We start from the raw sequence: 24,604 nt of genomic DNA, 5'->3' as shown, positions 1-24,604 counted from the left end.
ACATAACCCGCAATTAGCCAGTGATGACAAAAGATGAAATTATTGCCCAAGGGTATGAACAAATGAAATACATACCAACGCTCCCGGAAAATAAAACCTATATCATTGCCGTGAAAAATAAGAAATTCAATCCATCGGCAACTCCGGAAATGCTGGACCATAATCCGTTCGTGCTCTTCTATTTTCTGCGTTTCCGTCAGGTAACCACCCGCTTGGTCGAAGGGCCCAGGATAAAAGAGTTTCAAGCCTGGGAATTTGACGATTTTGTAACGAGCCGCGACGTTCAGGAGTTTAAAAACTCGCATAAATCAAGAAACCGGGTCAATCTCAGCTCATGACCCGACGATAAAGCCATCCGCTAGCTTACAACCTACTACCAAATTCTAGCAGTGAACCACCCATTTTTAAGGGAAAAGGTCGCTGGGACAAACCTTTAGCAACGCTGTTTGCCAGGCTGCATATCATACATTGTGTAGAGCTAATTTGCATCGTGTCTCAAAAGATTTGTAACCGGTTTGACTTAATTCACGGCTGATCTCCTATTTTTGATATGGAAATCAGTCGATGGCATCTCAACTTACTACATGAACATCCCGGCTACAAAAGGAAAGTATGCCTTGCTTTATTTAGCAATGATTCTTCCCGTCATTGTATTTGGCTCCTACATTTTCAGACACGCGCTTAATGTGCCTTATATGGATGATATGGAACTGGTCGATTCCATCAACATCCTGAAAAAGGGAACTTCCAATCTCTTTACGGTACTATTCCGTCAGCAGAACGACCACCGGTCGACCTTCCCCAGGCTGGGAATTATACTGAGTTATCTGTTGCGGGGTACACTGGATTTCAGGCTGATGATCCTGCTGGGATATTTTAACCTGGTCCTTTTGGGTTATGCCTTTTATCTGATCTACCGGTCTGCCAATAAGAATATCACTTCGTTTCTGCCTGTAACAATACTCCTGTTTTCGCCTATTGTTTACCAGGTTCATCTCTGGAGCCTTACCGCTTTTCAGCATACACTTTCCATTGCTTTTTCCATTTTGTGCCTCTATTTTTTACAGCCCGAGAAAAAGGCGCGATGGTTTTTTGCATTTCCAATCGCAGTGGCAGCCAGCCTCACCAACCTCGACGGGATCGGCATCATGCCAATAGGGGTATTTTGGCTACTGACACAAAAACGCTGGAAAGACAGCGCCGTTTTTCTTGCTTTTTCGGTGGCTTATTTCGCGGTCTATTTCACCCATTTCAAACTTTCCTCCGCCAGTCGCATCGATTTTTCATTTGCCAGCTTACCGGCAATGGCACACGCTTTTATTGTAATTATCGGCTCTCTGGCCAAAATCATATCGGATACACACGGCGTCATGCTATCCACCTTCCTGGGTGCAGGGATCCTCGTTGCTTTTCTCCTGCTTAAATTTTTCCCAAGCCCCAAACACAACCCCAGACTCACTTTCACCGAACGGTTCAAATTTGATCTCACAGACATTTGCTTTCTCCGACTCCTTGCCAGCATGGCTGTAATCATGATCGGACGTTATGCCGGGGGAGTAGGGACCATGATCTCGATCCGGTTCCAGATCTATTCCGTGAGCATGGCTATCATTTTTTATTTGTTTTTGGTTAAAAGCGCCCCTTTCCGAAATGCAGCTTTGTTTAAAATTGCCTCGGTTTTCCTCGCATTGGTAATCAGCATTTACAGCTACAAAAAATACGAGAGAGCCGTCAATTTTCACACTGCCGGGCTCAAAGCCGACAGTTATAATTACACAAGGAACGGCGTCTTCCTGCACCAGTATTTCAACCTTCCCGATCCTGCGCCCGAATTTTACGAGAACTACACGTTCCCGGAATATTTCGACAAAACAACCATTGACGCATGGAAAAGCACGACTACGCCTGCAAAAGGCATAGAAATAAAGGTTACCGATTTTCCGAAGCTGGACAGATATAGCACTTTTATTTACCCAGTCGCGGAGGTGAAGGTATTGCATGTAGGCAGGGAGGTGCCGGGAGAGGATACGTATCTGGGGCTCTCTGAAAATGCAGACCCGGCTAAGTTTTATATGCTGGCGCTGATAGATACCAGGCCATCCTGGAAAAGTAGTGAAGCCGGTGAGCTCAATGTTGAAATTCCCAAAAAAATGAAGCCCGGGATTTATACCGCAACCCTTTTTTGGCTCAAAGCCGGTAAGCCCCATTACAGGCTGATTTCCCGATCGGTTTCGCTTTGAAAACACTTCGTCAAATTACCGCCACAGCACATTTTATCGAAAGTGTTCTGAAAGTCTTTTTATATTAACACTCCCAAAAGAGGTTCAAATCCAATCACAAAATTATAATCTTGCTGTGGATCAATACAATAGCCACTCGTTCGACATCGTCTGGATCACCCGACCCGAAGACCTTCAGACACATGCCGAGCTCGTAGACTCATTTTTTTCGCTGTACGAACACCCATCCAACTTTCCCGATCCCGACGAACTGGAAGAGCCGCTGTTCATCAAAGAACGCATCGCCGAAGGAACCGACAACCCACATACGCACCTGATGGCCTATCAACTTGTAAGTCCTGATGGCACCAAACAATTTGTGGCCGGCTGTATCGTCGAATTTTACCCTGACAGCGGCTGCGGACTGGTTACCTATTTGTTCGTCGACCAGGCATTCAGAGGGATAGGCATTGGTGCCGAACAAAAGAAAATCGCCGAATCATTGATCGAAAGTGAGCAGGGACTGGCGGGGTTAGTAAAATTCTTTGCAAACCAATATGGCAAGCACATCAATGCCGTGTTGTTCGAATCAAATAATCCTTTCGACACACCGCCGGAGATGGATTCGATGCCGCCTGCGAAAAGACTCAAATTCTTCAGCCGAATGGGCGCAAAACGGATTGACTTCACCTATGTACAGCCGCCATTGGGTGACGACAAAGGGATTGTGACGAACCTCTATCTGCTGTGTTTCCCGGGCCTTACCGGATTGACGGATACCATTTCCGTAGAAACGGTTATCTCATTTGTGATGGAACTAGCCAAGAGCCTCGACCGGAACAAAGACCCGGATTCGACAACCCGTTATGGGACCGAAAACTACCTGCACGATTTCAAAGCGATCAAACAACTTCGAGGGCTTCGACCGCTAACTCCGACGGCACCAGAATTGATCGGCCTATCGGCCAACGGCCAAAATATTATTCGTGAAATGTACGACAATCTGGTCAGCCAGCGCGTGGATGATTTGTCGGTGGCATTGACTGCGATTCCCGGAGCCGCGGTCTGAGGGGGCAAGCTCCGGGGACTGACGTGATTCAAAAACTAATTGGCCTGAAACGGCAACAGGGTTACCCTATTCTAAACCAGTCAATCGTGATATACCTTGGTATAATCTTGCGCAGTCTGTTCACGAAATAGCCAAGAAATCCCCAAAGCAAAGCATGAAAGACGACTGCGCCAACACTGAAACAATAGGAGCCGACAAGTGGCCCTCCTTTGATATAAAATTCCCAAAAAGGAATGAATAAAGGCTTAGTGAAAAGCTCATAAGTAGAAGCGATCGAAAACACGCCTAAAAATAAGGCTGTAAGGATATTGTAAATTGTCGTTCTAACTTCTACCACTTCCTCAATCCGTTCTTTTAATTCACCTCCTGTAACCGATATTTGGTTAAATAACTCAACTATTCCTCTATCCTTTATTCCTTTTGAATAAATTTCCTGCTCCGTCGGATAGTTAAAAATGTCTGGAATATAAATATCGTCAAAAAAACTTTCTGTTTTCTTTTTAAGTTTAAGCAGGATCAGATATAAATCCCTACTTTTTATGTTCAGGTCTTTTAGCGCCTCCTCGCGACGAAAAAGAAACTCTTTGTTGTCTAGTTCTTCATCTGCTAACTTAAAGATCGATTGCATAAAATTCTTGTAATAGTCTGCTTGTACCCTATTATAAACCAGTACAGAATTCGGGATAATTAAATAAGGGCTCATACCAATTGTCCCAATAGAACTATCAAAAACACTGTTCTCATGGCAGCAACTAAATAGGCTGGCCCTTTTCATAATGATCATTGCCTTATCTGTGGCGCTTTCATCTAATGGAAAGATTGTATCAGTTACTTCCTCATAGCCCATCCTATGAAAGTCAAAAATTCCCAGCGAAATACCGCAAAGCGCGTTAAGAGAATAATTTAAAAACTTGTTTACGTTGTATCGATCCTCAAATCCCGTGAATGAATCATCATAATGAAAATCCCGGGCATTACGGTAGAGCTCGAGATGGGATATCGCTGCTTCTTCCTCTGGCTTAATTTCCGGATACAGTTGATCGAGTAATTCAATGTTGTCAACGTTGTCTTTCAGATATTCTTCAAGCAAAATATAAATATTTTGCTTGGTAAGATTGGTTTCCATTAGTTGCTGCCTCCTTTGCCGCATTTTCCTCCGCCTGGCTATCGCCAATTCCGTATCATAGTCGGACTGAAAAAGATCCGTATATTCATTTTTATTACTCGAAAAAATCTTCGTTTTCAAGGTATCAATTTGTATAATACCCGAGTGAATGTCATATAACACATTCTTCTTTCTGGCAATCTTGTCGTTAACTATTCCAAAAATATTGACGAGTAAATCCCTGATACTTGCAGAATTCGACTTAATCGTTACATTGTCAAATTTCAAGTCCACATAACTTCGCTCCTGCTTTCCAGAGAACAGCTTGGTCAATGCGATAATTTCGTATTCAGAGAGTGCTATACTTTTATTAAAGTCATTTCTATCGTTAGTAAAAACTATATTCCAAACGAGGCTTTTTGCGTTAGAGACTTCGAAGTCAAGAATTATATCATCGTCTCCTTCCAATAAAGTATTCCCTCCATTACTCTTTATGCGCTCATATTGATCAGCAAAGTCCCTGGAAATATCATCTTTAAAATACATCACATTTAGAAAGCCTTTAAGTTTCTTTTTATAAGTAAGGTACTTCGCCTCCTTTTCATCATTCTCTAGAATGAATGGATCCTCCTTAACATTCAAAAATAAACTCTCCTTGCGTCCCTCTGACAGGAATTCAATTTTATACGGAAACGTTACCTCAACTGTAAAAGATGTGAGGAATTTATTCTTTGTCCTCGATTTTTCCTCGTAGTAATTAAACGCAAATAAATCATTTTCATAAGACTTGAAAATAGGACAATCCAGTTCTTCGAAAGTGAGAATCTTATTGTCCTTCGACCGCAAATGCAATAACCGGGCGTTTGGGATATTTTTCAGTACTTTTTCGCTTTTATAATTAAAATTATAAAACATTGTGTTGTCCCGCGAACTAAGGGAGAAATATTTCGAGTCAACATATGGGTTCAAAGCAATGTTGAATGCAATTGATGACCTATCAAATAGCAGCATAGGTGATTCAAATCGGGGCACTTCTTTCAGATAAAATGTATCATTACCTTTTAAAATAGCAATGTTGTCTGCGATAGAGTTTCCCACATTCTTAGAAAAATCCTCTGGGTTGCTTCCAAGAGCTTCTATCAAAGGCTCTTCAAAAATCTGTTGCAAATCACTTTTGATCTCAGCAAGGGATCTAATTTTTGTAGAACCGATTTCCAAAGCATTTTTTTCCTTTATGATATCGTCTATTACATTTTTAATCTCCGCAAGTCTTAAACTCGTCATTGAGCCGCGTAAGTCACTGTAAAACTTGTTACAATATTCCTCAAATTCGTGTTTTGTATTAAGGTCAGTCATGAATACCGGCTCCAAGAAGTCAAAAATGAGGTTAATCTCGTCGCTGCTTTTGCCGATGGTCAGGCGGGCAATTAAATCAAACTGATTTTCTAAATCTTTCTGAAGTGTCCTAAGTTTAACAACTTTGTGATAATGCAAATTATTCTCAAAATCATCAATTGCGTCAGATATTTCGATAGCAAGGTATGAGCGATATAGGTCCACATCTTTTCCTTCAATATCAGCTAAGGGGACATCATTTTTTTGTTCTGTTTTCAATTGGGGAATCAAATCAAATTTTGGTTTGTCTTCTTCCAGGTTTTTATAAAAGTCCACTAAGAAGGATAAAACATCCCGTTTATTAATCATAAATGTGTTTTCAAGAGCATCCGACACGTCGGGAAATATCATAAACAACAGGTTATATGCCCGACACTGGTCAGCTGAAAGTTTTGGCTGAACATAACAAATATCCAGCCATTTCGCACCAACACTTTGAAAGAAGCACAGCCTGTCATTCCATGACATTCCTTTCTTCACTTTTAACTCTTTATCTGATTCTTGATTTATCTCTTCTTCTGACTCCCCTTCATCTTTGGAAGCGTACATTGGGTTATCTGTTTCGAAAAATACATATGAAGGGTTAACCGGCTTATCATGCCCGTTTAGACAGATCTGACTCTTTGTAATGATTGGTAAAATCTCTTTTATAAAATAGCCTCCAATACCTTTCTTTCTATATGCCTCATCAAAAAACAAGTACGTCAGGATGCAACGTGAAAGCTCAGAATGATTGGCGTTCTCTTTGCGTGAAGAATAATATTCCAATATCATTCCACCCACCACCGTCATTTTCTCTTCATCTTTTTTTAAACAAAGCGTAATGATTGTCTGGTCATTCCAGGAGCCAAATTCGGCTTCTTTTGAGATTCTTTCTCGATTATAACGTTCTATCTGTTTCATGAGATCAGAGCCTGTATACAAATTGTCCGATGAAATGGCTTTGCAGGTATCTGAAAAACAATCAGGGGCGTCCTCTAACTCATCCAGATAGTATTGAGGCAGAATGCGTCCCAGTATTTTGTAAACTTCTTCCCTTTCATTGCCCGAAAAAGTGTTCACATAGATCGTAAAAAATTCATCTAAGTAGGTTAGAAGGGCCGCTTTGTTTTCTTCAATGGCAGGATTTCCCGGCCGAAAAATATTACCGACAAATTGTGAATTCTCCTGAATGAGGGTCAGATAATAAAATTTTTCATTTTCCTTGGCGTTAAATAAATGTAGATATGAATCAAGATTTTTTGTTGCGCTTGCCATCTTTTCTAGGTTTTTTTATTTTGACACTGCTACTCCTGAGAAAATTAAAATACAATAGTCCAATTGCCAGGAGACCAATCGCAGGGAGGATAAATATTTTCCGGAACTCCGAGATCTCCTTTAAATCAGCAAAAAATGACACGATTTGGAGCAGCGACAGTATTCCCAGTACGGTTTGAATGATCCGTTCATTTGAGATACTTTTCTGAGATTGTATCTGCTCAATGATCTTGTCAAGCTGGCTCAATTTAGACTTTGTATCCCTGATCCGTTCATTAATACCTCTGTGCTCCATCCCGTATTCATACAATTCCTTCTCAGAAGGGTATTGAAATACATTACCTAAAATGTCGTCGTTTACTAAATCATCGATAAAGTTTCGCTCTTCGATCAATTCTTCCAGCTTGATGGCGTTTGTGCTGTCAACCCGACAGCGTTCCAAAACTCTGGTCAACCTGTTGTCCGCGTCGGTTGATACATATTCATTATGCACCAGCACCGCACTGGGTACGACCAGGTACGGATTGATGCCCAGCGTATCCCAGGTAGAATTTAAAACGTCGTCGTCGATGCTGAAGGATGTGATCACTCCCCGGTTAACTGTCAGAAAGTAAGCGTCGTCGAGGCTTTCTGTTCTGGGCTGCAGCGTGTCGCCGACCTCCTGTCCGCCCATTCTTTCAAAATCAAATATGCCTAACGCAATGCCACAATATGTTTTGAGCAGGTATTCGATATCTCCGTATAGATTAGCCTGCTTGTCTTTATTGGGTCTACGACTGAATTGTCGATACAGATGATCGTGATAGTTAATCAGGTCGTTATCCAGCTTTTCCTGACTTAGTTCACCTACCTTGGCATTGAATACATTTTCCTTCTCGTTGACGGTGGGCGCACTGCTTTGCAGATAAGCTATCAATGTCTCCAGATTGGCGTACATCGAATCCAATTGCACTATCCCGGTCTTGATGTTTTTCAGGAGGGAGAGTTCTTCTTCGATGTTTTTGTTTTCTCTGGTATCCGACCTTTTTATGTAAATGACTTCCGATACTTGCTTGAAGAAATCAAGGAAGTTACACATCGCCCCGCCCTCTTTCTCGACCCTGAATTTGATCTTTGCTAATTGTTCCTTTTTCTTAATCTCGGAGACGCTTTCCTGGGAGCCGCTGAAAAACTTCATCAATTTGATGATGTCAAATTCCGAAACGGGATATTCGTCTCTGGATCGAAGGACAATGTGCCAAACACGCATTCGACTGTTTGGAAAATAGGAATAGTTGACGAAACAATTCATCGTGATTTCCCGACCTGTTCCATCTGGAGAGGTATAGAATTTTTCTTTCCTGCCCTCTGAAATAAAATCACTCGATTCGGGAAACTGGATTGTAACCAACTGTCCGGGGCGGTAATTCTTGGTAAAAAACGGAGGAGTTGCCTGGTACTTGTAAGCCAGCAAGTCCGTTTCGAACGAGTGATTGATCGCGCAATAACCATCACTCAGTATTTGGTTTATTTTGGCCTCTCGGGTCTTTTCCGGCGCTATTTCCTGAGTAGGTTTTTTGGAAATCCAGCTAAAAGCGCTCTGCCAGAAGCCTTTTTCTTCCACTTCTTCAGTTATTCTAAAGAATTTTTGCTCCTTGTCAATATTTGTTGGCTCATAATAGTCTTCATCAACCATAAGCTCGAAACAAACGGATGCCCTGTTGAAACTTATTTTTGGTTGTTCCAAGCGCGGAAGCTCAAGCATATAAACATAGGGTTCGTCTTCTAAGTATTGTTCTTTTAGTAAACCCAGAAGAAATTGATCCCACTGTTCGCCCTTTTTAATTACTCCCAGGGCCCTCAAATCTTCCACCGTCGCTGCTGCGGGTAAATCAGCAATCTTCGCCAATAAATTGGTTGCGGACCAATCCGTTATTTTCTCATTGCTAATGCCTTTTGTTAAAACAAACTGCTGGTATTCTTCAACAAACGACAATACAGCCGCAACGGGAATGGCAAAAGGCCGTCCGTGAAACTCGGGGAAATTGATCAGCGACAGTGGCAGATCAGAGAATTCAGCGCCAATCCTCGGCCGATCGTACTGGTCCGTCTCAAAGGTTTTTCCCTTCATGGCCGCATAAAACCGGTGCAGCTTGTTGAGTTTCTGATGTTCTTCAAGCGGTAATTCCTTCGCTTTTAATACGTTGATTGTTTCCCCGAAAACGTAAATGGGCTGGCCCGCTTTCCCGATTTGTGAGAGGAGATAAGCAAGTCCATCCTGCTCCGACGCATAAATGCGTTTATTGGAAAATAAATGTTTCAGTTTGTCATATGTCGGGTCAATCCCGTCCAGGTCGAATTCTTTGCGGTAGGCGTCTTTAATAAAAATATGCCGGATCAGTACCGAATTGGACTGCGGGAAATAGATAAATATACATCCGGCAGCGGGATCGCCCGTCGCAGGATCGCCTGTCGCAGGATCGCCTGTCGCAGGATCGCCGACCGCCGGGTCGCCAGCCGCCGGGTCGATTTTGGAGCACAGCAAAGCGTAATAGACCGAGACAGCCGTTGGTTTGGCCTGTGCCCCAGGCTTTTGAAAATGCTTGATTAAAAGATCCTTTGGCAGCGTATGATCTGCCTGGAAAGCATCCCAGAATTCCTTTTCAGGATCTTTTTCGATCCACTTAACAGTAAAATCCATTGATCACACGGGTTTTATCGACACGTTTTATTGCTACCACTATTGGCATTGACGTAATTCCTGAAATCAAAATCCGGGTTACCCCAAAGTATGCCCGCGATCTGGCCATGCCAGGGCGGAGTTTTTTAGAAGTGCATGTGTGAATACCTTCCAAGCCGCAGAAGTAACGCCTCGGATGAATTTTCAAGAAGAAGATGTGCTGGCCTGACTAGCCAGCGACGGGATTTCCGTAGTCCTTTTCGACTCTGGCAATACGGACTTTGTATTCCTGGAACCATTGCTGCTGCCCGAGTTCCTTGGCCTGCAAATGTTGCGTGTTTTTACGCCATTGATCTATCGCTTCCAAACTGTCCCAATAGGAGATGGTGAGTTCCATCTCACCGCCGCCCCACTCCATGCCCAGGAAACCGGGCTGCTGGTAAGCTAGTTGGACCATCTGGTTGCCCATACTCACGTATCCGTCCAGGTTCGGCGACAATACGATGGTGAAGACAACCACATAATACGGGGGCTCCGGGGTTTGGGCAATGATACTTTCCATGTCAGATGAGGGTTGAGGTTTACGATGGATGATTAAGTAATTGACGTTGCGTATATCTTCTTTGTTTCCTTTTCTGGTTCGCTTACCGGAGCTGTCTGGCCCCTAATTTTTTCAATATGCCTTCCGCAGCTTTCCGGCCGGTTTCCGCGGCACCATTCATAAAGCCCTGAAATTCATCACTGCAATGCTCGCCTGCAAAAAACATATTGCCCACCGTTTCTTTCTCGGCGTGACCAATACCAGCCAGCTGACCTACTTTGTAACATGCGTAAGCGCCCCTTGTCATGGGGTTTTGATTCCAGTTATAGATATTTTTCCTACCATTGGCCGCTTGCTTCATGCCTGGGTATATCTTGTCGCACTCAGACAGGTAGGAATCGTATTGCGACACTGCCAGGTTCTTACCTTTATCAGCGCCCAGAAACAGGCTGTACCCGCCAGGGCCGGTGTTTTCGTGCTGCATCTGACTGCTGTCCCATCCGTTGTGAACCTGATCACTCAGCACATAACCCGAATAGCCGGGTGCGCGCCACACCCGTTCGTTGACTCCTATGAATAACTTGGATTGCATTCCATAGGCCAGTTCATTGATACACCGCCGTTTCCGCTCGGGCATTTCAATGTCCAATGATACATCCCGAAGCACGGAAAAAGGCAAGGTCATAACGATCAGGTCTGCTTTTACTTCTTGCCCGTCCCTGAACATGAGTTTATACCCGGGTCCATTGGATCGGATCCTGTTCAAATGATGGCCGGTGTAGATCTGGCTTTTCAGGGATTTGCGAAGCGCGGTCGGCAGACGCTCATTGCCGCCGGCAATTTTAAACCGTTCGTCACTTTCACCATATATTTCAAAACCTTTCGAAGTGTCTGTGTTGACCACGCCAAGCAGGTTCAGGCTCGATTGATCGCCTGCGGCGATGCCTAGTTCACTGGTAAAGGAAGTACTCAACACGTCGAACAGCCAGCCGGTCATGCCGATGCGATGTAAATAAGCATCAATCGACAAATGGTCCAGTTCAGCTACTTTGGGGTTCCGGGGATCTAGCGAGGCTGGGAGAGCATCGCTATCAAGCTTCATACGGCCTGCATAATGCTGAAATTCGGCAATAATTTCAGCCTCCGTGATCCTGCGCCCCCCGAAAAAATAGTCGATACCGACCAACTTCTTTTCGGAAGGTGCTTTCATGTCCAGCAAGGGCAACCCAAATTCCTTGCAGAAGGCCAGGATATCCGCATGAGTTGAATCAATGAACTCCCCCCCAAGTTCGGTCGTAATGCCATCTGCCACCAGATTCGTGGCGGACATCACCCTGCCTCCTACCCTGTCCAGCGATTCGTAAATTTCCGTTTTTAAACCCGCCTTTTCGAGATGATAAGCGGCCGTGAGGCCAGCAAGGCCAGCGCCGATAATGACTATACGTGGCTCTGTCGACTTACAGCGCGTCAGGAAAGAAAATGAAGTCCCCGCAATCAGAAGTTGGGAACCCTGGCGAACAAATGCACGGCGAGATAATGGGTTTGGACTAGCAAATAAGGGGGTTCTTTTTAACAGACTGACAATTCGGGGTATACGCGGCATGAAGGTTGGGTATTACGCTGGTTGAGTAGTAACCAAATATAAAAAATGTAGATTTTGAAAGTAAACGGCTATGGTGATCCCGTTTAAAAATTTATTAAACGGTAAAATGGCAGATTCCAATGTCAGAAATCCCGTCCGCTGTCCGGGCGGCGCCAGTTTTAACGTCCAGGCTCGCGAGGTCGTTGACACGCCAATTTTCAATTTATTGAAAAAGATACTTTATTTATCGAATTACAATAAATAATTATCTATATTTGATCGATTAACTACCTCAAATATTTCATGCGATGGAAACAGAAATCAAAACAAATTCGAGGACCGGGCAAATTCTGACCGTTATGCGCGTCCTGACATGGGTGGCGTTCATTGGGTTCACCACCAAAGCAGGTGCCATACTGATTTCGTACGGCGTAAGCTGTGTTAACCCTGAGGCTGCAAAGGACCTTTATAAGGGACTGAATCTGCACCTGCTCAAACAGTTCAGTTTCGTACATTACACCTTGTACGTGTTGCTGATGGTTGCCTTATTGTCTATGAAAGCACTCGCATTGTCTCTGCTCATCAAGACCCTGTCCGGTGTGAATCTGGCGAACCCCTTTCAAGTAGAGGTGGCAATGCTAATTGAAAAGATAAGCTACGTCCTGTTGTGCACCTGGTCCCTGGCTTTATTAAGTAGCCTGCACAGCGATTGGCTGTCAGAAAGAACAGGGATCTTGCCCGGTGAACTGGCAAACGACGAATCGCTTTTTATGGCGGGACTGGTCTTCATCATCGCACAGGTCTTCAAGCGCGGCGTGGAAATCCAATCCGAAAACGAACTAACTGTATAAACTATGCCTATCATCGTAAATCTGGACGTCATGATGGCCAAGCGTAAAATGTCTTTGAATGAGCTTTCGGACAAGGTGGGTTTAACCCTCGCCAATCTTTCCATCCTGAAAACCGGCAAGGCAAAAGCGATCCGGTTCAGTACCCTGGAAGCCATCTGCAAAACCCTGGATTGCCAGCCGGCGGATATACTGGAGTATATAGAATGACTAATGCTGGCTACAAATTGTTTGCTATTCATTTGTAGCCAAGGACAGGTCAGATCTGACCGTACGCTACGCCGATATTTTGCGTGGCATTCCACGTATACGGTGGATAGGCGTAAGTTGCCGACATCTCATCTAGGGCATTAAATGTGATATCTTCACCCTGTAAAACCCCCTCCATGTACTGTCCGTACTCCATATGATACTTCCTGCCGAGCTCCTTTTTCAGATCGATCACCAAACTAAACCTGCCCGCATGATCGGCGACAGTCGTTAAAGGCATATCGTTAATTTCAGCGTTGTTTCGATTGTCCGGCAAAGAATGCTGGTACAATTCATCCATATCATTGGCAACGAATGGTATAGACCCGGTCGCCTGAATTGTAATTCTGATGCCGCTGTTTGGGGTAAACCGGCTGCCTTTAAGCGTCATCGAATTTACATCGAATGAGTCAATGTTGGGAGTTGTCCGTGGCCGCGTTGGTTCTCCGGCAGTCGTGAAGAGAATGCGGAGGGGCTCGCCTGTACCCGTTTCGTTGATTGGCATGACGGAAACGTAATAACGGGTCAAATAGCTCAGCGTTGGCAAATCAAAGGTATTATTTAAGATGCTCTCGTCAGCCTGAACCTCTTGTTCCAGGATTTGCACACTTGTCTGCCCACCGTATGGAAAGGTTGAAAGAAAAACTCTGAACTTTGTCGCCCTTGCCTCGGTATGCCATGAAGAATCTGACCAAATAAGATTGGAATTAACTGCAACACCTCCCTGCCCGGAGCGTGGTTCGATCTCCCGGGGCTTAGACGGATTGGGCCGCAGGACACTTTGATCCAGTGAAGAATTGACAATGTTCCCAATATATTGCCGGGCTATATAAACTTCTCCCAAAACAAGTGGTTTTCGCAATGACAAATGCATGGTCTTATCCGCCGCAACGATTCCGGACCCAATAACCTCACGGGCTGTTCCGTCCTTTTTGAGCACTTCGATATATGCTCCTGGCAACCCATATGCTGTGATCTCAAACGTTCTGCTGATCATGACCTGAAGTTCCGGATACAGTCCCTTAGTTTCCTTTTCCAGTTTCAGTACTTCAACTTCATTGGATTTCGTCATCAAACCGTGGCCCGAATACTCATTGAACCAAACCATGTCTCCTATTGACAAAAACGGAGTAATCGGCATAATCGGACTGCCCGATATATAGAGGTTACGCTGACTGATTGGAAATTCCTGGCCATTTTTGTCGCGCTTCCAAATTTCAATCATGGAGCCTCTATTGGCTTTTTCAACCTGTACGCCTCTTGCTCCGGCGTAAATCGGCTCATAAAGTCTAATTTCATTTCTCGAATTGTCGATAGCAGGTTCAACAGCGATCACCGTTTCTTCACTCTGTCCACAGGGCGTCCTTTGAAATGCTGCAATCTCAGAACCGGGTTCAAGGTTTTCCACATAAAAATCAATGCTGGACGAATTGACCGAAGCTTTTCCCATATACTCGCCCTGCGAGGTCGTCATGACCACTTCCGCACCGGCCATCAGGTTTACCACTCTCACAACGCTGTGATTTGCGCTTAATGGTGCCAAAAACAGCGGTTTTGGAATCTTGTCAAGGGCGCTGACAACGATCGGATCCGACTTGATGATTTCGCCGGAATTGCAATCGGGAAAATACTGGAATACCTGAATTTCTGAACCTTCCGTCAACGGAAATTCACCACTAGCCAGCCTTACCGCATGAAAGTCCAGGCCCCAGTCTATTGTTTTTGTCGTTGTTCCATTTTGAATTGACATCACCAGTACCGAACCGTCGTAAATCTCCCTTGCATCTATTGCATCCATGCAGCTATTGATCGGTTGCTGTAAAACAGGAGGTGGTAAAATTTTGGGATGTTCATCGACCACTACGTAGGCAGCTATACCATCGCCTTCCGGTATTGTCTGAATTGCATAAACTCGAAAATTCGCGCTGGCGGGCTCACTTAGTGAAATGATTGCGCCGCCGTGGTCAAACCCGCCAGATCCAATGGGGTTACCCTCACCATTGAGAATCCTTAGTTTTGCTCCCGGAATGCCACCAATCACCCAAATATATCGGCCACAGTCGTAAACATGGCTCATAAAGCCAATTGGCGCCAAGTCCGATAACAGAGGTACAGGTTGCACTCTTTGCGCAAGAACAGCCGGAAAAGGCTCACTTTCCATGCCATCCTTTAGCTGCACAGCATATAACGCATCGTCCGGTTGCAACTCGCGCGACAAGGACAGGTAAAGTTCCCCAGACGAATTACTGCAAATACCCTGTGCAACTTTATCGAGATAAGTGGCGGAAGCCACCAAGACTTCAGCGCCCTCAAATACCCCTTTTATTAAAAGAGTATTGGTTAGAATTGAAATTGGAGAAGAAATGGAAGGTGTTGCCAATCGCGTTCCCATGGGCGGCACATTTAGAGTTTAAAGTAATCCTGATTCAAATCGTTAGTCGGAAGAATGCGCCGGGCGGTAACAAAAATGCTGAATTGTTCAGGGATTTTAGCCAGATACCATCCGCAGTTTGTCAATATGCCGTTTTGCAAGCACCAAATAGACCCGTCGAAAGAGTAATTTATCCCAATGTGATCCTTAACTAGCTGATCTGTTTACCTAGGAAAGCCTACTTAACCAAATCAAAGAACCGCTCTTCGAACAAAGTGAATGGAAAACTGGAAAGCCATTGCGTTTATGCTAGCCTCCGGGCAGGGTCTGATCCTCAGCCTGGCATTGATTGCCAGAGGATTAAACGGCCAACGCGCCAGTCTGTTTTTGGGGTTGATACTCTGTGTGTTTGCTCAGGAATTGCTGAATGCCTGGGGTATGCAGGTGCACTATCATCAGAGCCCCGATGCGATTCCATTCTGGAACTTTCAGAGTTATCTGGTGCTGCCAATTTCGCTCTGGTTTTTTGCCCGGCTCACCACCATGCCGGGCTATACTTTTAAAAACCGTTACTGGCTTGTTTATCTTCCGGTTCTGATTGAAGTACTGATAAGGTCTTACTGGCAGTATTATCGTCGCCATTTCGATATCCATCTGTCTTCGTTACTGGATAACCCGGTGTGGTTTTTCGTTACCGAAATACTGCCGATCATCGGTATGTTCGTGGCTCTCGGAGTTTATGCCCGGCAGCTGTTTGATTTCCATTCTACCTGGAAGGACCAAAACTACCCTGTCAAACCCTGGCAATACCTTCGATCCTATGGGTTATTTACCTTCCTTTTTGTCCTGACATTGCTATGGGCTGCGGGCGTCGTCTTGGATTGGCCGGTTTTTGGCGTGATAGAGGCTATGCTGACGTTCTGCCTCTTCGGACTGGGCTACATTGCTTATCTGGATCCCGCCTTCTTTACATTGCCCGCGTTGCCGAAAGCGAAAGTCTCTGAAAAACCGGATTTTGCACAGTACGATGACTTAGCCGAATTGCAGCGATTACATGCAGTTTTCCGGCAGGACGCCTTATATACCCAGTCCAAGCTGACTCTGGAAGAAGTGGCCGCAAGGTTACGCCTGCCTGCCAGGTACGTTTCTTATCTGATCAATACCCATTCTGCTTCGAACTTTAATGCTTTTGTTAACAGCTTTCGGGTAGAGGAAGTGATCCGAAAGCTGGGCGATCCGAAAGAACAGCACAAAACGGTGCTCGCCCTGGCCATGGAGGCCGGATTTAATTCCAAATCCACATTTAACCAGGTGTTCAAACAGCACACCGGAAAATCGCCATCCCAGTTTCTGCTGGTCCAGAAATAAAATCCTGGATCTAAAATCACAACGCCGTCAGAGAATTCTGTTATTGACGTCCCGAATCGTGATTCCGGACGTCCGAAAAGACGTTCCAAAGCGCAAGGCCATGCGGCATTCACTTGTTTTGGCTTTCAACCTAAAAGTTTGACAAGCCATGATTAACAAGCCGTTTTTCCTTTTCATGTTCCTTTTCGGACCATTTTCTGCTTTTTGCCAGCAAGGTAGCAGTCGCCCTATTAGTCCGACGGACCGCGGTTTTGAGATCCGGATCAATAAAAATGTGGAACTTCTGGGTTTTGTATATTTCCTGGGGTACGAGGGTGCCCAGTCCCAAACGCCGGATTATTCCGCTAAAACCAGGGCCCGGTACGCCTATGGCCTGGATTTGTATCAGCAATACAAAGCTTACGAAAACAGCAAGCAGCTGGCCGTCGCTGTGGGGTTCGCCCAGGATATCTGGCTGGATTATTTTATCGCCTTACTGGTCCAGCTGGACGATTTTCCAAAAGCCCGCCTGACGGATCAAATCAACCCGTCCTACTATTTGCGGTTTTCTCCCACAAGAAAGCCCGAAGAAGCCAGGACAAATGCATCTGTTTTTATCGAAGCCATGAACCAGCTTTATACAGAAGTGGATTTCGATTCCTATCTCAGCAAAAACCGCGAAAAATATGAAAACGCGTCCAGCCAGGTGAAGGACGGCCTGCCGGATAGCTTGTTTATTCCGGCAATGGAAAGCTTTTATCAGGGGCATCTGGACAATTATATTTTGGTTCCAAGCCTGACGATCCCACCCGGTATGGGTTTTGGCATTAAATATTCCTCCAATCATCAAACTCTGGCGTACCATGTGTTCGGATCCTTTGGCTTACCTTCATTCCACGAGGTGTCGCGGCTGGATATGGGTTTTAATAACAAAAAGCATCTCCTTGAATTGAGCACGCATGAATTTGGACATTCTTTTGCCAACACAGCCGTGGACCAGCTTCCGAAAACACTTCTCAATGAGACTGAGCCGCTTTTTGCCCCTATCAAAGAAGCTATGGCTGACCAGGGTTATACGGCTTGGAAAGCTTGTGTGTATGAACATTTTGTAAGGGCAGGAGAAATTATCATTGCGCAAAACCTGGGTCATTTTTCCGATGCGCAACGCCTGAAAGAACACTATTTGAATGAACGGAAGTTTATTTATCTGCCGGTTTTGCTTCGGGAACTCGAAACGTACAACACCAAACGCAACGAACCCTATTACCAGGCCGTCGAAAAAGCCATGAGGCAACTGATACAGGAGCATCAGGGACGTTAACCAGGGTCGCAGCACAACGCAGGTTTTGGAATATCCTATCTTAGAAAATGCTTTCTGTTGTTTTTTTATCAAAAAATTCAGGAAGTTTAGGCTCGCTTTCCTTAATTAAGGCCTAAAAGATACACTTCTTAAAACCGCAAGACTTATAGCAATGACTATGTTTCAGGAATACATAGAAATCCGCGGAGCGCAGGAGAATAATTTAAAAAATGTGTTCCTAAGGATCCCGAAACGGAAGATAACCATCTTCACCGGCGTGTCCGGATCCGGAAAATCATCCATCGTTTTCGATACCATTGCGACCGAGGCGCAACGGCAGCTTAATGAGAATTTCAGCATGTTCGTCCGGAATTTCCTACCGAAATACAGCCAGCCCCATGCCGATGCGATCGAAAACCTGAGTTTGGCCATTGTGGTGGACCAGCGGAGGCTGGGAGGAAATTCCCATTCCACGATGGGTACGATTACCGACATTTCACCTGTGTTGCGCCTGCTGTTTTCAAGGATCGGCGAGCCCCACATCGGAAGTTCTAACGCCTTTTCTTTCAACGACCCGCAGGGAATGTGCCCCGAATGCAATGGATTGGGCAGGAAAATGGGCGTTGTGGCGGATTCTTTTCTGGATATGGACAAGTCGCTCAACGAAGGCGCCGTCCAGGTCCCGGTATTTGCTACCTGGGAGAAAACCAGTTACGCGAGCTCGGGCTTCTTTGATAATGATAAAAAGCTCTCGGAATTTACGAAGGAAGAAATGGACCTTTTGCTTTACGGCAAGAACCTCAAATTTAAATTACAGGTCGGCGGCGGTTCCATGAACGCGACTTACCTGGGCATTATTGAGAAGTTCGAGAGGGCCTATATCAAGCGAGATCTTAAAACATTGTCCGAGCGAACGCAGAAAGCCGTCGCCCCATATATCGCGTTTGGGCCATGCTCTTCCTGCAAAGGGACGCGCCTGAGCCAGGCTGCGTTGAGCTGCAAAATAGAAGGCAGAAATATTGCCGAAATGTCGGCCATGGAAGTATCTGAACTGCTTGCCCTGATCAAGGGTATCAACGACCCTGTTGCTGCCTCAATGCTCCATACATTGTCGGAGAGGCTGCAGCATTTGATCGATATCGGCCTTGAATACCTGAGCCTCGACCGGGAAACAAGCACTTTATCAGGGGGAGAATCGCAGCGGGTAAAAATGGTTAAGCACCTCAGCAGCAGCCTGATCGACGTGATGTATATCTTCGACGAACCGAGTGTCGGCTTACATCCAAGGGACGTGCACCGGCTCAATGAGCTGCTCGGAAAGCTCCGCGACAAGGGCAATACGGTCATCGTCGTGGAACACGATCCGGACGTGATCAAAGTAGCCGACCATATCGTGGATGTAGGCCCCCACGCGGGCAGCAGAGGCGGACGGATTGTTTTTGAAGGAAGTTTTGCCGACCTGGCCAACGCGGATACACTGACCGGCCGCCATATTAAACAGACGTTGCCCATCAAGGAAAAGACCAGAAAGCCGTCGGGCAAGCTCTCTATTATCAATGCAAACATCAACAACCTGCGCCAGGTAAGTGTCGATATTCCCAAGGGAGTGCTTACGGTAGTCACCGGCGTGGCGGGATCAGGCAAAAGCTCGCTTATTAACCAGGTTTTCCTGAAACAACACCCCAAGGCGATCGTGATCGACCAGTCGGCTGTCGGAACCTCTACCCGGTCCAACCCGGCCACTTATACCGGCGTGATGGACGACGTGCGTAAGGTTTTCGCGAAAGAGAATGGCGTGAGTGCCTCACTTTTCAGCTTCAATTCACAGGGCGCGTGCGAAAATTGCCAGGGGTCGGGGGTTATCTATACGGATCTGGGCTTTTTGGACGGTATTAAGACACCTTGCGAAATATGTGAAGGAAAGCGTTTCAAGGAAGAAGTCCTGGCATACAAGCTCGACGGAAAATCAATCTCGGACGTTCTGGAACTGACGGTTCTGCAATCCCTGGATTATTTCGGTCAAAAGGAAATCCTGCACAAACTGCGGGCGATGCGTGACGTTGGCCTGGACTATCTCACGCTCGGCCAGCCGCTCAGCACATTATCCGGCGGGGAATGCCAGCGCATCAAGCTGGCCAGCGAGCTGCATAAGAAAAGCGGCGTTTATGTATTGGACGAGCCTACCACCGGCTTGCATATGTCGGATATCAGCCACTTGCTTTCTATCATGAACAGGCTGGTCGATGCGGGTAATACGATGATCGTCATTGAACACCATCTCGACGTGATCAGGAATGCGGACTGGATCATCGACATGGGCCCCGACGGCGGTACCAAAGGCGGGAAAGTAGTTTTTGAAGGGACTCCCTTGCAACTTCTGAAAGCCGATGATTCAATTACGGGCCAATATCTGAACCCTTCGCAGCGGTAAAGCACATTTTATTGGACTACGGGCGACTCGGCATTGATCACGTCGGCCAGCTGATCGATGAGCTGATTGGCCCGGTCGTAATACTGATGTTCATTCAAAACGCCTTGCTGGTAAAGCAGCAGCAGCTTGTCAAGATCTGTCTCTATCTGGACTCGGTTGGGACGCTTTGGTTTTTCGGAACGCCTTCTGCGCGATCCATGCCTGCGTTTCCTGGGTCTCCATAGCTCTACGAGGTGACCGATTGCAAAACTGCTTATCCCTATCAGAAGCACCGACAACAGGTCAAGGAGAATCATTGCACAAGAATGCGTTTTAGATGATCGGATCAAACCCAAACAAAACCCAGCCGCCAGATTGACTGCTCATTTTATTTTAATTACCAACATAAGCATTATTCAAATCAATTTCAACCGGTGGAACCTGAAACTTCGCGCTGAAATGGATACGAACGTCGGCAAAGGATTTTCGGCGATGGCTCAGTTGGTCTTCAGCACTTTGAAATTATCCGGAAAATGCGGCTCTCCACGCGCTCCTACCTCGATCTTCTTCGTAATCACTTCCTGGTCCACGTCTATGACGTGGTCCTTGTTGATCCGGACATTGTCTTCCTCCGCGGGCACAAACCTCCCCGACCATATCGCCGGATTGGACCAGTTGCCGAAGCCGGTGCTTTCTATAACTACGGATTGAGGATCTTCACCAGCACAACGCCGCTGAACGCTGGAATTTTGGTGTTGGCCGAATGTCTGGTGGTAGCTACGTCGGTATAAAGTCCGGTAACCGGCACTAAGGACTCCTGACCGGAGCCATTGTATTCATAACGAAGATTGCTCTCCTGGTCGGTGAGCACTTTCGATTTGGACGAATTCGGGTCCTGGCCAAATTCTGACTCCCAGGCGACCAGCGGAAGGCTGCGCGCTCCCCCCCACCTCCTGAATAACTTCTATCGATGGTAATGGTCTGGTTATTCTCCGGAGGTAAGGCAGAAGGTTTTTTCAGCAAAGACATGCTTTCCGCTTTCCCATACATCCTCACCATGGCAGCATGGTATTTGGTGGGTACCGCACAAATACCGCGTCCGGCTTTGTCACTTTAATCAACTTTCATAGTTAGTAAAACATGGAAACGAGGAATATTTCCCAAACACATCACGTACCATCTTAGATATATCACTAACACCAACAACCTCAACATTTGGATGGGCTTCAAGAATGGCTAATCAGATGCTTTGGAGATACAGGCGCAATGCCTTCATTTCTGTGTCTGAAAACGCCTGGGTGACCTGCCACGGCATAGGTGCTTTGAGCTCGGATCCGTCCGGACGTTTTCCGGTACGTAATGCCTGGTAAAACTCCTGGTCTGTCCATTTACTGCTTGGACCGGTAGACGAAATATCCGGGTAACCGCCGTCCCCGGGCTTGCCTTTCATATTGGGCTGGTGACAATGCGTGCAGATAAGGGCTACGTACTTTCCGAATTCGGCGGTTACCTCAGGTTTCTGGCTTGTCGGCGGCGGTAATTTGTGATCGATTTGCTCGGCAGCAAAAAGATCCAGCATACCAAGGTCCGTGAGCAGGCGCGCGCCCGGGCCAATTTGGGAAGGTGGCAATGCCCGGTTTACGGCCGGTACCTGGGCGAGATAGGATATGATCGCCTGTAAGTCGTCTTCTGCGAGCTGGTTGTAATCGCCGGCAGGCATGTATACCAACGGTTTTTTGTCGTGCTGCAAGCCGTGACGGATCGCGAGCACCCAGTCGCTGGCAGAAAAGCCTGGGGCCAGTCCCCCCTTCCCGCTCGTCAGGTTGCGGGCCGTCAGGCGCCCGACCCCTTCCTTTTCAAAGATTATCCGGCCTCCCAGGTCGCTCGCGTGGCAATCGTCGCAGCCTTTGACTTTTACCAGGCGCTTCCCCTTGGCCAGTATCGCAGAATCGGTGCTGACCCGGACCGCAATCGGCGATACCGGATAATATTTGTTGCGCCTCGTTTCCGTGGACAAATAGGCTTTGGTAAAAAAGCCCGCAAAGAGAAGCAGAATCAGGGAGAGCGCCCATGCGGTCCATTTCATGATTTTTCCAAACATTTTCATAGCGTAATAGATCTTTTATTTAACGCTGCAAAAATGTGTCGGCTTCGCTCTCAGGCCATGGTGAAGGTTTATAAAGCGGAATAATTACTTTGTGAAATGATCAAAACTACCCGTGGAAAGTCGTTCACTTCCCAAGCCATTTTTTGAAATCCGTCGCTTTCTCGCGGCTGATCACCACTTCCGTGTCCGGTGGCGGGTTCAGAGCGAGTTTGATTTTGTTATTAAAGTAAGGGTTGATCTGCTGCACGCACTGGACGCTGATGATAAACTGCCGGTTGGCGCGGAAAAAATTCTCCGGGTCAAGCATTTTTTCAAGTTCGTCCAGGGTATAGTCCAGCGAGAACTTCTGATTGGCGCGCGACCTGAAAAGGCTCACCCCTTCTTCGGAATAAAAGTAGGCAATGTCCCCTACCTCTACCGGCATCCATTGCTGCATATGTTTGACTAAAAATCTTTTCCGGTAATCTGCCGGTTGTATCTGTTCGCGAAGCTGTGAGACAAGTGAATCAATGGCGCTGCGGTCCAGATTGGTAAATGCCCTGGTTGCTGGTTCCGCCGTTTTGGTTAGCCGGTTGTATTTGGCAAGGCTGGCCTCCAGTTCCAGCCGCTTGATCGGCTTCAGAAGATAATCGATGCTGTTGACCTTAAAAGCACGCAAGGCGTATTCATCGTAGGAAGTCGTAAAAATAACAGGCGATTCAACTTCCACCTGGTCGAAAATCTCGAAGCTCTGCCCGTCTGCAAGTTCTATGTCCATCAGGATCAGGTCGGGTGCCGGGTTGGTCTTCAGAAAGTGTACGGAAGCCTGCACACTTGCCATTTGGCCTACGACCTGCACGTTGTTTTCAACTTCATTCAACAATTTGGACAGTTTCCGGACGGCCAGATCTTCGTCCTCAATAATCAAAACATTCATAGGTTGTTATCTCTTTTTAGGGCTTTTGGCAAAAATTCGCAGGGACAAGTTGTTTTAGCAAGGCATATATCAACAAAAACGTAAAACGGACCATTGAAACGGTATTTAGCTGGCATGAAACAACAGGCCAGTGCGGGCTTACGCCAGGGTTGTTTCAGCTCGCAGCAATGGAAGCGTGACCGAGAAAAACTGTTCGTTCTCTTCAATCCTGATTTCTCCCTGCCCCAGTAAATGGTACTTGCTGGCGATATTCGCCAGCCCGATGCGGCTGGAGGGCACCTTGTTCGTTTTTTTCTGAAGTGTATTGCGCACGATCAGTTGTCCCTGCGGGGTGGTTTGAAGTACGATCAACAACGGCCTTTCCCGCATGATCACATTGTGCTTGACCGCGTTTTCCAGTAAAAGCTGCAATGTGAGCGGCGGCAGCAGCATGTCCATTAATGCATGATCAATTTCTTCTTTCAGGACCAGGTCGCTGCCGTGCCGGGTGTGCAGCAAGTGAAAATAAGAGCAGGCAAACCGAAGCTCCGCCCGAAGCGTCGTCAGCTCAGTTTCATTGCTCCGCAGCAAATACCGGTACACGTTGCTCATTTCCTCGATAAACTGATCGGCCCTCCGGGCATCTTCCTCTATCAGTGACGAGAGCGAATTCAGGCAGTTAAACAGAAAATGCGGGTTGATCTGCTGTTTCAAACTTTCGAACTGACTTTGCAAATTCGCTTTTTTAAGGTTCTCCATTTCCAAGAGTTTTTGTTCCCAGAGTTCGAAAGCGTAAACGCCCTCGTGGATACAAGTCACTACGATGTTCATGGATGCCCCCAACACCAGCGCCCATCTGAACGAGTTGAGATCGAACTGGTAGCCCGGGAACCTGAAAAACGCATATCCTAAGAACAAGGCGGTAATAATACAGAAATTGATCAGGATGTGCGCCGGTATCATCAGCAGCATTCTCCGGGGCGTTTCGTTATGGTGCGAGTACCGCCTTCGGAACCAGTCGGCAACCCGCGAGTGCAGAAACTGGTACGCCAGCCCAATGATCACAAAAAGAATCCCGGTTGCTACGCAGAATGTGTAAAGCTCCCGGAAATACCTCCCTCCGAGCAACAGGTAGTTCATAACCATGATATAAACCGGCAGAATTCCGGCGGCTATCAAAAGGTCCTGTTTGGTGTAGGTTACGACGCGCACGAGATATTAGCGGAGGTTTGTCAGCGGCATATACAAAT

The 24,604-nt window shown here is 46.3% G+C and carries 20 protein-coding genes; 10 read left to right on the top strand and 10 right to left on the bottom strand.

The genetic code is table 11. The annotated features are described in order from the left end of the window. Positions 1 to 62: 62 nt before the first annotated feature. From AC1XUF_RS17180 to AC1XUF_RS17170, 3 genes are all read left to right on the top strand, one after another. The gene (locus AC1XUF_RS17180) at positions 63 to 338 is read left to right on the top strand and encodes a hypothetical protein (protein ID WP_483343050.1); all 276 of its coding nucleotides are present in this window, start codon (positions 63 to 65) and stop codon (positions 336 to 338) included. A gap of 246 nt (positions 339 to 584) precedes the next feature. Continuing rightward, positions 585 to 2,240, top strand: coding sequence for a hypothetical protein (locus AC1XUF_RS17175; protein ID WP_483343049.1), 1,656 nt, complete (start codon positions 585 to 587; stop codon positions 2,238 to 2,240). A gap of 115 nt (positions 2,241 to 2,355) precedes the next feature. Further along, the gene (locus tag AC1XUF_RS17170; protein ID WP_483343048.1) at positions 2,356 to 3,288 is read left to right on the top strand and encodes a hypothetical protein; all 933 of its coding nucleotides are present in this window, start codon (positions 2,356 to 2,358) and stop codon (positions 3,286 to 3,288) included. Between the two features lie 61 nt (positions 3,289 to 3,349). Here the strand turns inward: AC1XUF_RS17170 and AC1XUF_RS17165 are convergent, their stop codons facing one another. The 4 genes from AC1XUF_RS17165 to AC1XUF_RS17150 all read right to left on the bottom strand — a co-directional run bounded on the left by AC1XUF_RS17165 (position 3,350) and on the right by AC1XUF_RS17150 (position 11,848). Continuing rightward, entirely contained in the window at positions 3,350 to 7,045 is a 3,696-nt protein-coding gene (locus AC1XUF_RS17165) for a hypothetical protein (protein ID WP_483343047.1), read from the bottom strand. Further along, positions 7,020 to 9,725 (bottom strand): hypothetical protein, encoded by a 2,706-nt coding sequence (locus AC1XUF_RS17160; RefSeq protein ID WP_483343046.1) that lies wholly within the window; start codon positions 9,723 to 9,725, stop codon positions 7,020 to 7,022. Before AC1XUF_RS17160 ends, AC1XUF_RS17165 begins: the two co-directional genes overlap by 26 nt. A 208-nt stretch (positions 9,726 to 9,933) precedes the next feature. Further along, positions 9,934 to 10,266: an antibiotic biosynthesis monooxygenase family protein gene (locus AC1XUF_RS17155; RefSeq protein ID WP_483343045.1), complete on the bottom strand. Its 333-nt coding sequence runs from the start codon at positions 10,264 to 10,266 to the stop codon at positions 9,934 to 9,936. 82 nt (positions 10,267 to 10,348) lie between these two features. Next, positions 10,349 to 11,848, bottom strand: coding sequence for a flavin monoamine oxidase family protein (locus AC1XUF_RS17150; protein WP_483343044.1), 1,500 nt, complete (start codon positions 11,846 to 11,848; stop codon positions 10,349 to 10,351). 287 nt (positions 11,849 to 12,135) lie between these two features. Between AC1XUF_RS17150 and AC1XUF_RS17145 the strand changes: the two genes are divergently transcribed. Further along, positions 12,136 to 12,678: a DUF2975 domain-containing protein gene (locus tag AC1XUF_RS17145; protein WP_483343043.1), complete on the top strand. Its 543-nt coding sequence runs from the start codon at positions 12,136 to 12,138 to the stop codon at positions 12,676 to 12,678. Positions 12,679 to 12,681: 3 nt separating this feature from the next. Continuing rightward, complete coding sequence (locus AC1XUF_RS17140) at positions 12,682 to 12,885, top strand: helix-turn-helix domain-containing protein (RefSeq protein ID WP_483343042.1); 204 nt, start codon at positions 12,682 to 12,684, stop codon at positions 12,883 to 12,885. A 49-nt stretch (positions 12,886 to 12,934) separates the two neighbouring features. On the opposite strand, the gene AC1XUF_RS17135 is transcribed toward AC1XUF_RS17140, so the two are convergent. Next, complete coding sequence (locus AC1XUF_RS17135; RefSeq protein WP_483343041.1) at positions 12,935 to 15,316, bottom strand: hypothetical protein; 2,382 nt, start codon at positions 15,314 to 15,316, stop codon at positions 12,935 to 12,937. A 258-nt stretch (positions 15,317 to 15,574) separates the two neighbouring features. Between AC1XUF_RS17135 and AC1XUF_RS17130 the strand changes: the two genes are divergently transcribed. The 3 genes from AC1XUF_RS17130 (at position 15,575) to AC1XUF_RS17120 (ending at position 20,373) form a co-directional block, all read left to right on the top strand. Continuing rightward, positions 15,575 to 16,663, top strand: coding sequence for a helix-turn-helix domain-containing protein (locus AC1XUF_RS17130; protein ID WP_483343040.1), 1,089 nt, complete (start codon positions 15,575 to 15,577; stop codon positions 16,661 to 16,663). Between the two features lie 148 nt (positions 16,664 to 16,811). Next, the gene (locus AC1XUF_RS17125; protein ID WP_483343039.1) at positions 16,812 to 17,963 is read left to right on the top strand and encodes a DUF4932 domain-containing protein; all 1,152 of its coding nucleotides are present in this window, start codon (positions 16,812 to 16,814) and stop codon (positions 17,961 to 17,963) included. A 151-nt stretch (positions 17,964 to 18,114) separates the two neighbouring features. Then, complete coding sequence (locus AC1XUF_RS17120; protein WP_483343038.1) at positions 18,115 to 20,373, top strand: ATP-binding cassette domain-containing protein; 2,259 nt, start codon at positions 18,115 to 18,117, stop codon at positions 20,371 to 20,373. Between the two features lie 8 nt (positions 20,374 to 20,381). On the opposite strand, the gene AC1XUF_RS17115 is transcribed toward AC1XUF_RS17120, so the two are convergent. Next, on the bottom strand, positions 20,382 to 20,669 hold the full coding sequence (locus tag AC1XUF_RS17115) for a hypothetical protein (RefSeq protein WP_483343037.1): 288 nt from the start codon (positions 20,667 to 20,669) through the stop codon (positions 20,382 to 20,384). Positions 20,670 to 20,811: 142 nt separating this feature from the next. On the opposite strand from AC1XUF_RS17115, the gene AC1XUF_RS17110 reads away from it, so the two are divergent. Beyond that, positions 20,812 to 21,063, top strand: coding sequence for a hypothetical protein (locus AC1XUF_RS17110; protein WP_483343036.1), 252 nt, complete (start codon positions 20,812 to 20,814; stop codon positions 21,061 to 21,063). Here the strand turns inward: AC1XUF_RS17110 and AC1XUF_RS17105 are convergent. Next, complete coding sequence (locus AC1XUF_RS17105) at positions 21,053 to 21,223, bottom strand: hypothetical protein (RefSeq protein WP_483343035.1); 171 nt, start codon at positions 21,221 to 21,223, stop codon at positions 21,053 to 21,055. The two genes, AC1XUF_RS17110 and AC1XUF_RS17105, sit on opposite strands and share 11 nt — an antisense overlap. A 105-nt stretch (positions 21,224 to 21,328) precedes the next feature. Between AC1XUF_RS17105 and AC1XUF_RS17100 the strand changes: the two genes are divergently transcribed. Then, positions 21,329 to 21,469 (top strand): hypothetical protein, encoded by a 141-nt coding sequence (locus AC1XUF_RS17100; RefSeq protein ID WP_483343034.1) that lies wholly within the window; start codon positions 21,329 to 21,331, stop codon positions 21,467 to 21,469. A gap of 123 nt (positions 21,470 to 21,592) precedes the next feature. Here AC1XUF_RS17100 and AC1XUF_RS17095 read toward each other — a convergent pair whose 3' ends face one another. From AC1XUF_RS17095 to AC1XUF_RS17085, 3 genes are all read right to left on the bottom strand, one after another. Further along, a complete protein-coding gene (locus tag AC1XUF_RS17095; RefSeq protein ID WP_483343033.1) occupies positions 21,593 to 22,438 on the bottom strand; it encodes a c-type cytochrome in 846 nt (281 codons plus the stop codon). A gap of 145 nt (positions 22,439 to 22,583) precedes the next feature. Then, a complete protein-coding gene (locus AC1XUF_RS17090) occupies positions 22,584 to 23,375 on the bottom strand; it encodes a LytR/AlgR family response regulator transcription factor (RefSeq protein WP_483343032.1) in 792 nt (263 codons plus the stop codon). A 138-nt stretch (positions 23,376 to 23,513) separates the two neighbouring features. After that, complete coding sequence (locus AC1XUF_RS17085; protein ID WP_483343031.1) at positions 23,514 to 24,566, bottom strand: sensor histidine kinase; 1,053 nt, start codon at positions 24,564 to 24,566, stop codon at positions 23,514 to 23,516. Positions 24,567 to 24,604 lie beyond the last annotated feature (38 nt).

It is taken from the genome of Dyadobacter sp. HNCC25DJ185 (genome assembly GCF_056895195.1).
Note: the sequence above shows the minus strand (reverse complement) of the source record. Positions and strands in the feature narration are given on the sequence as shown.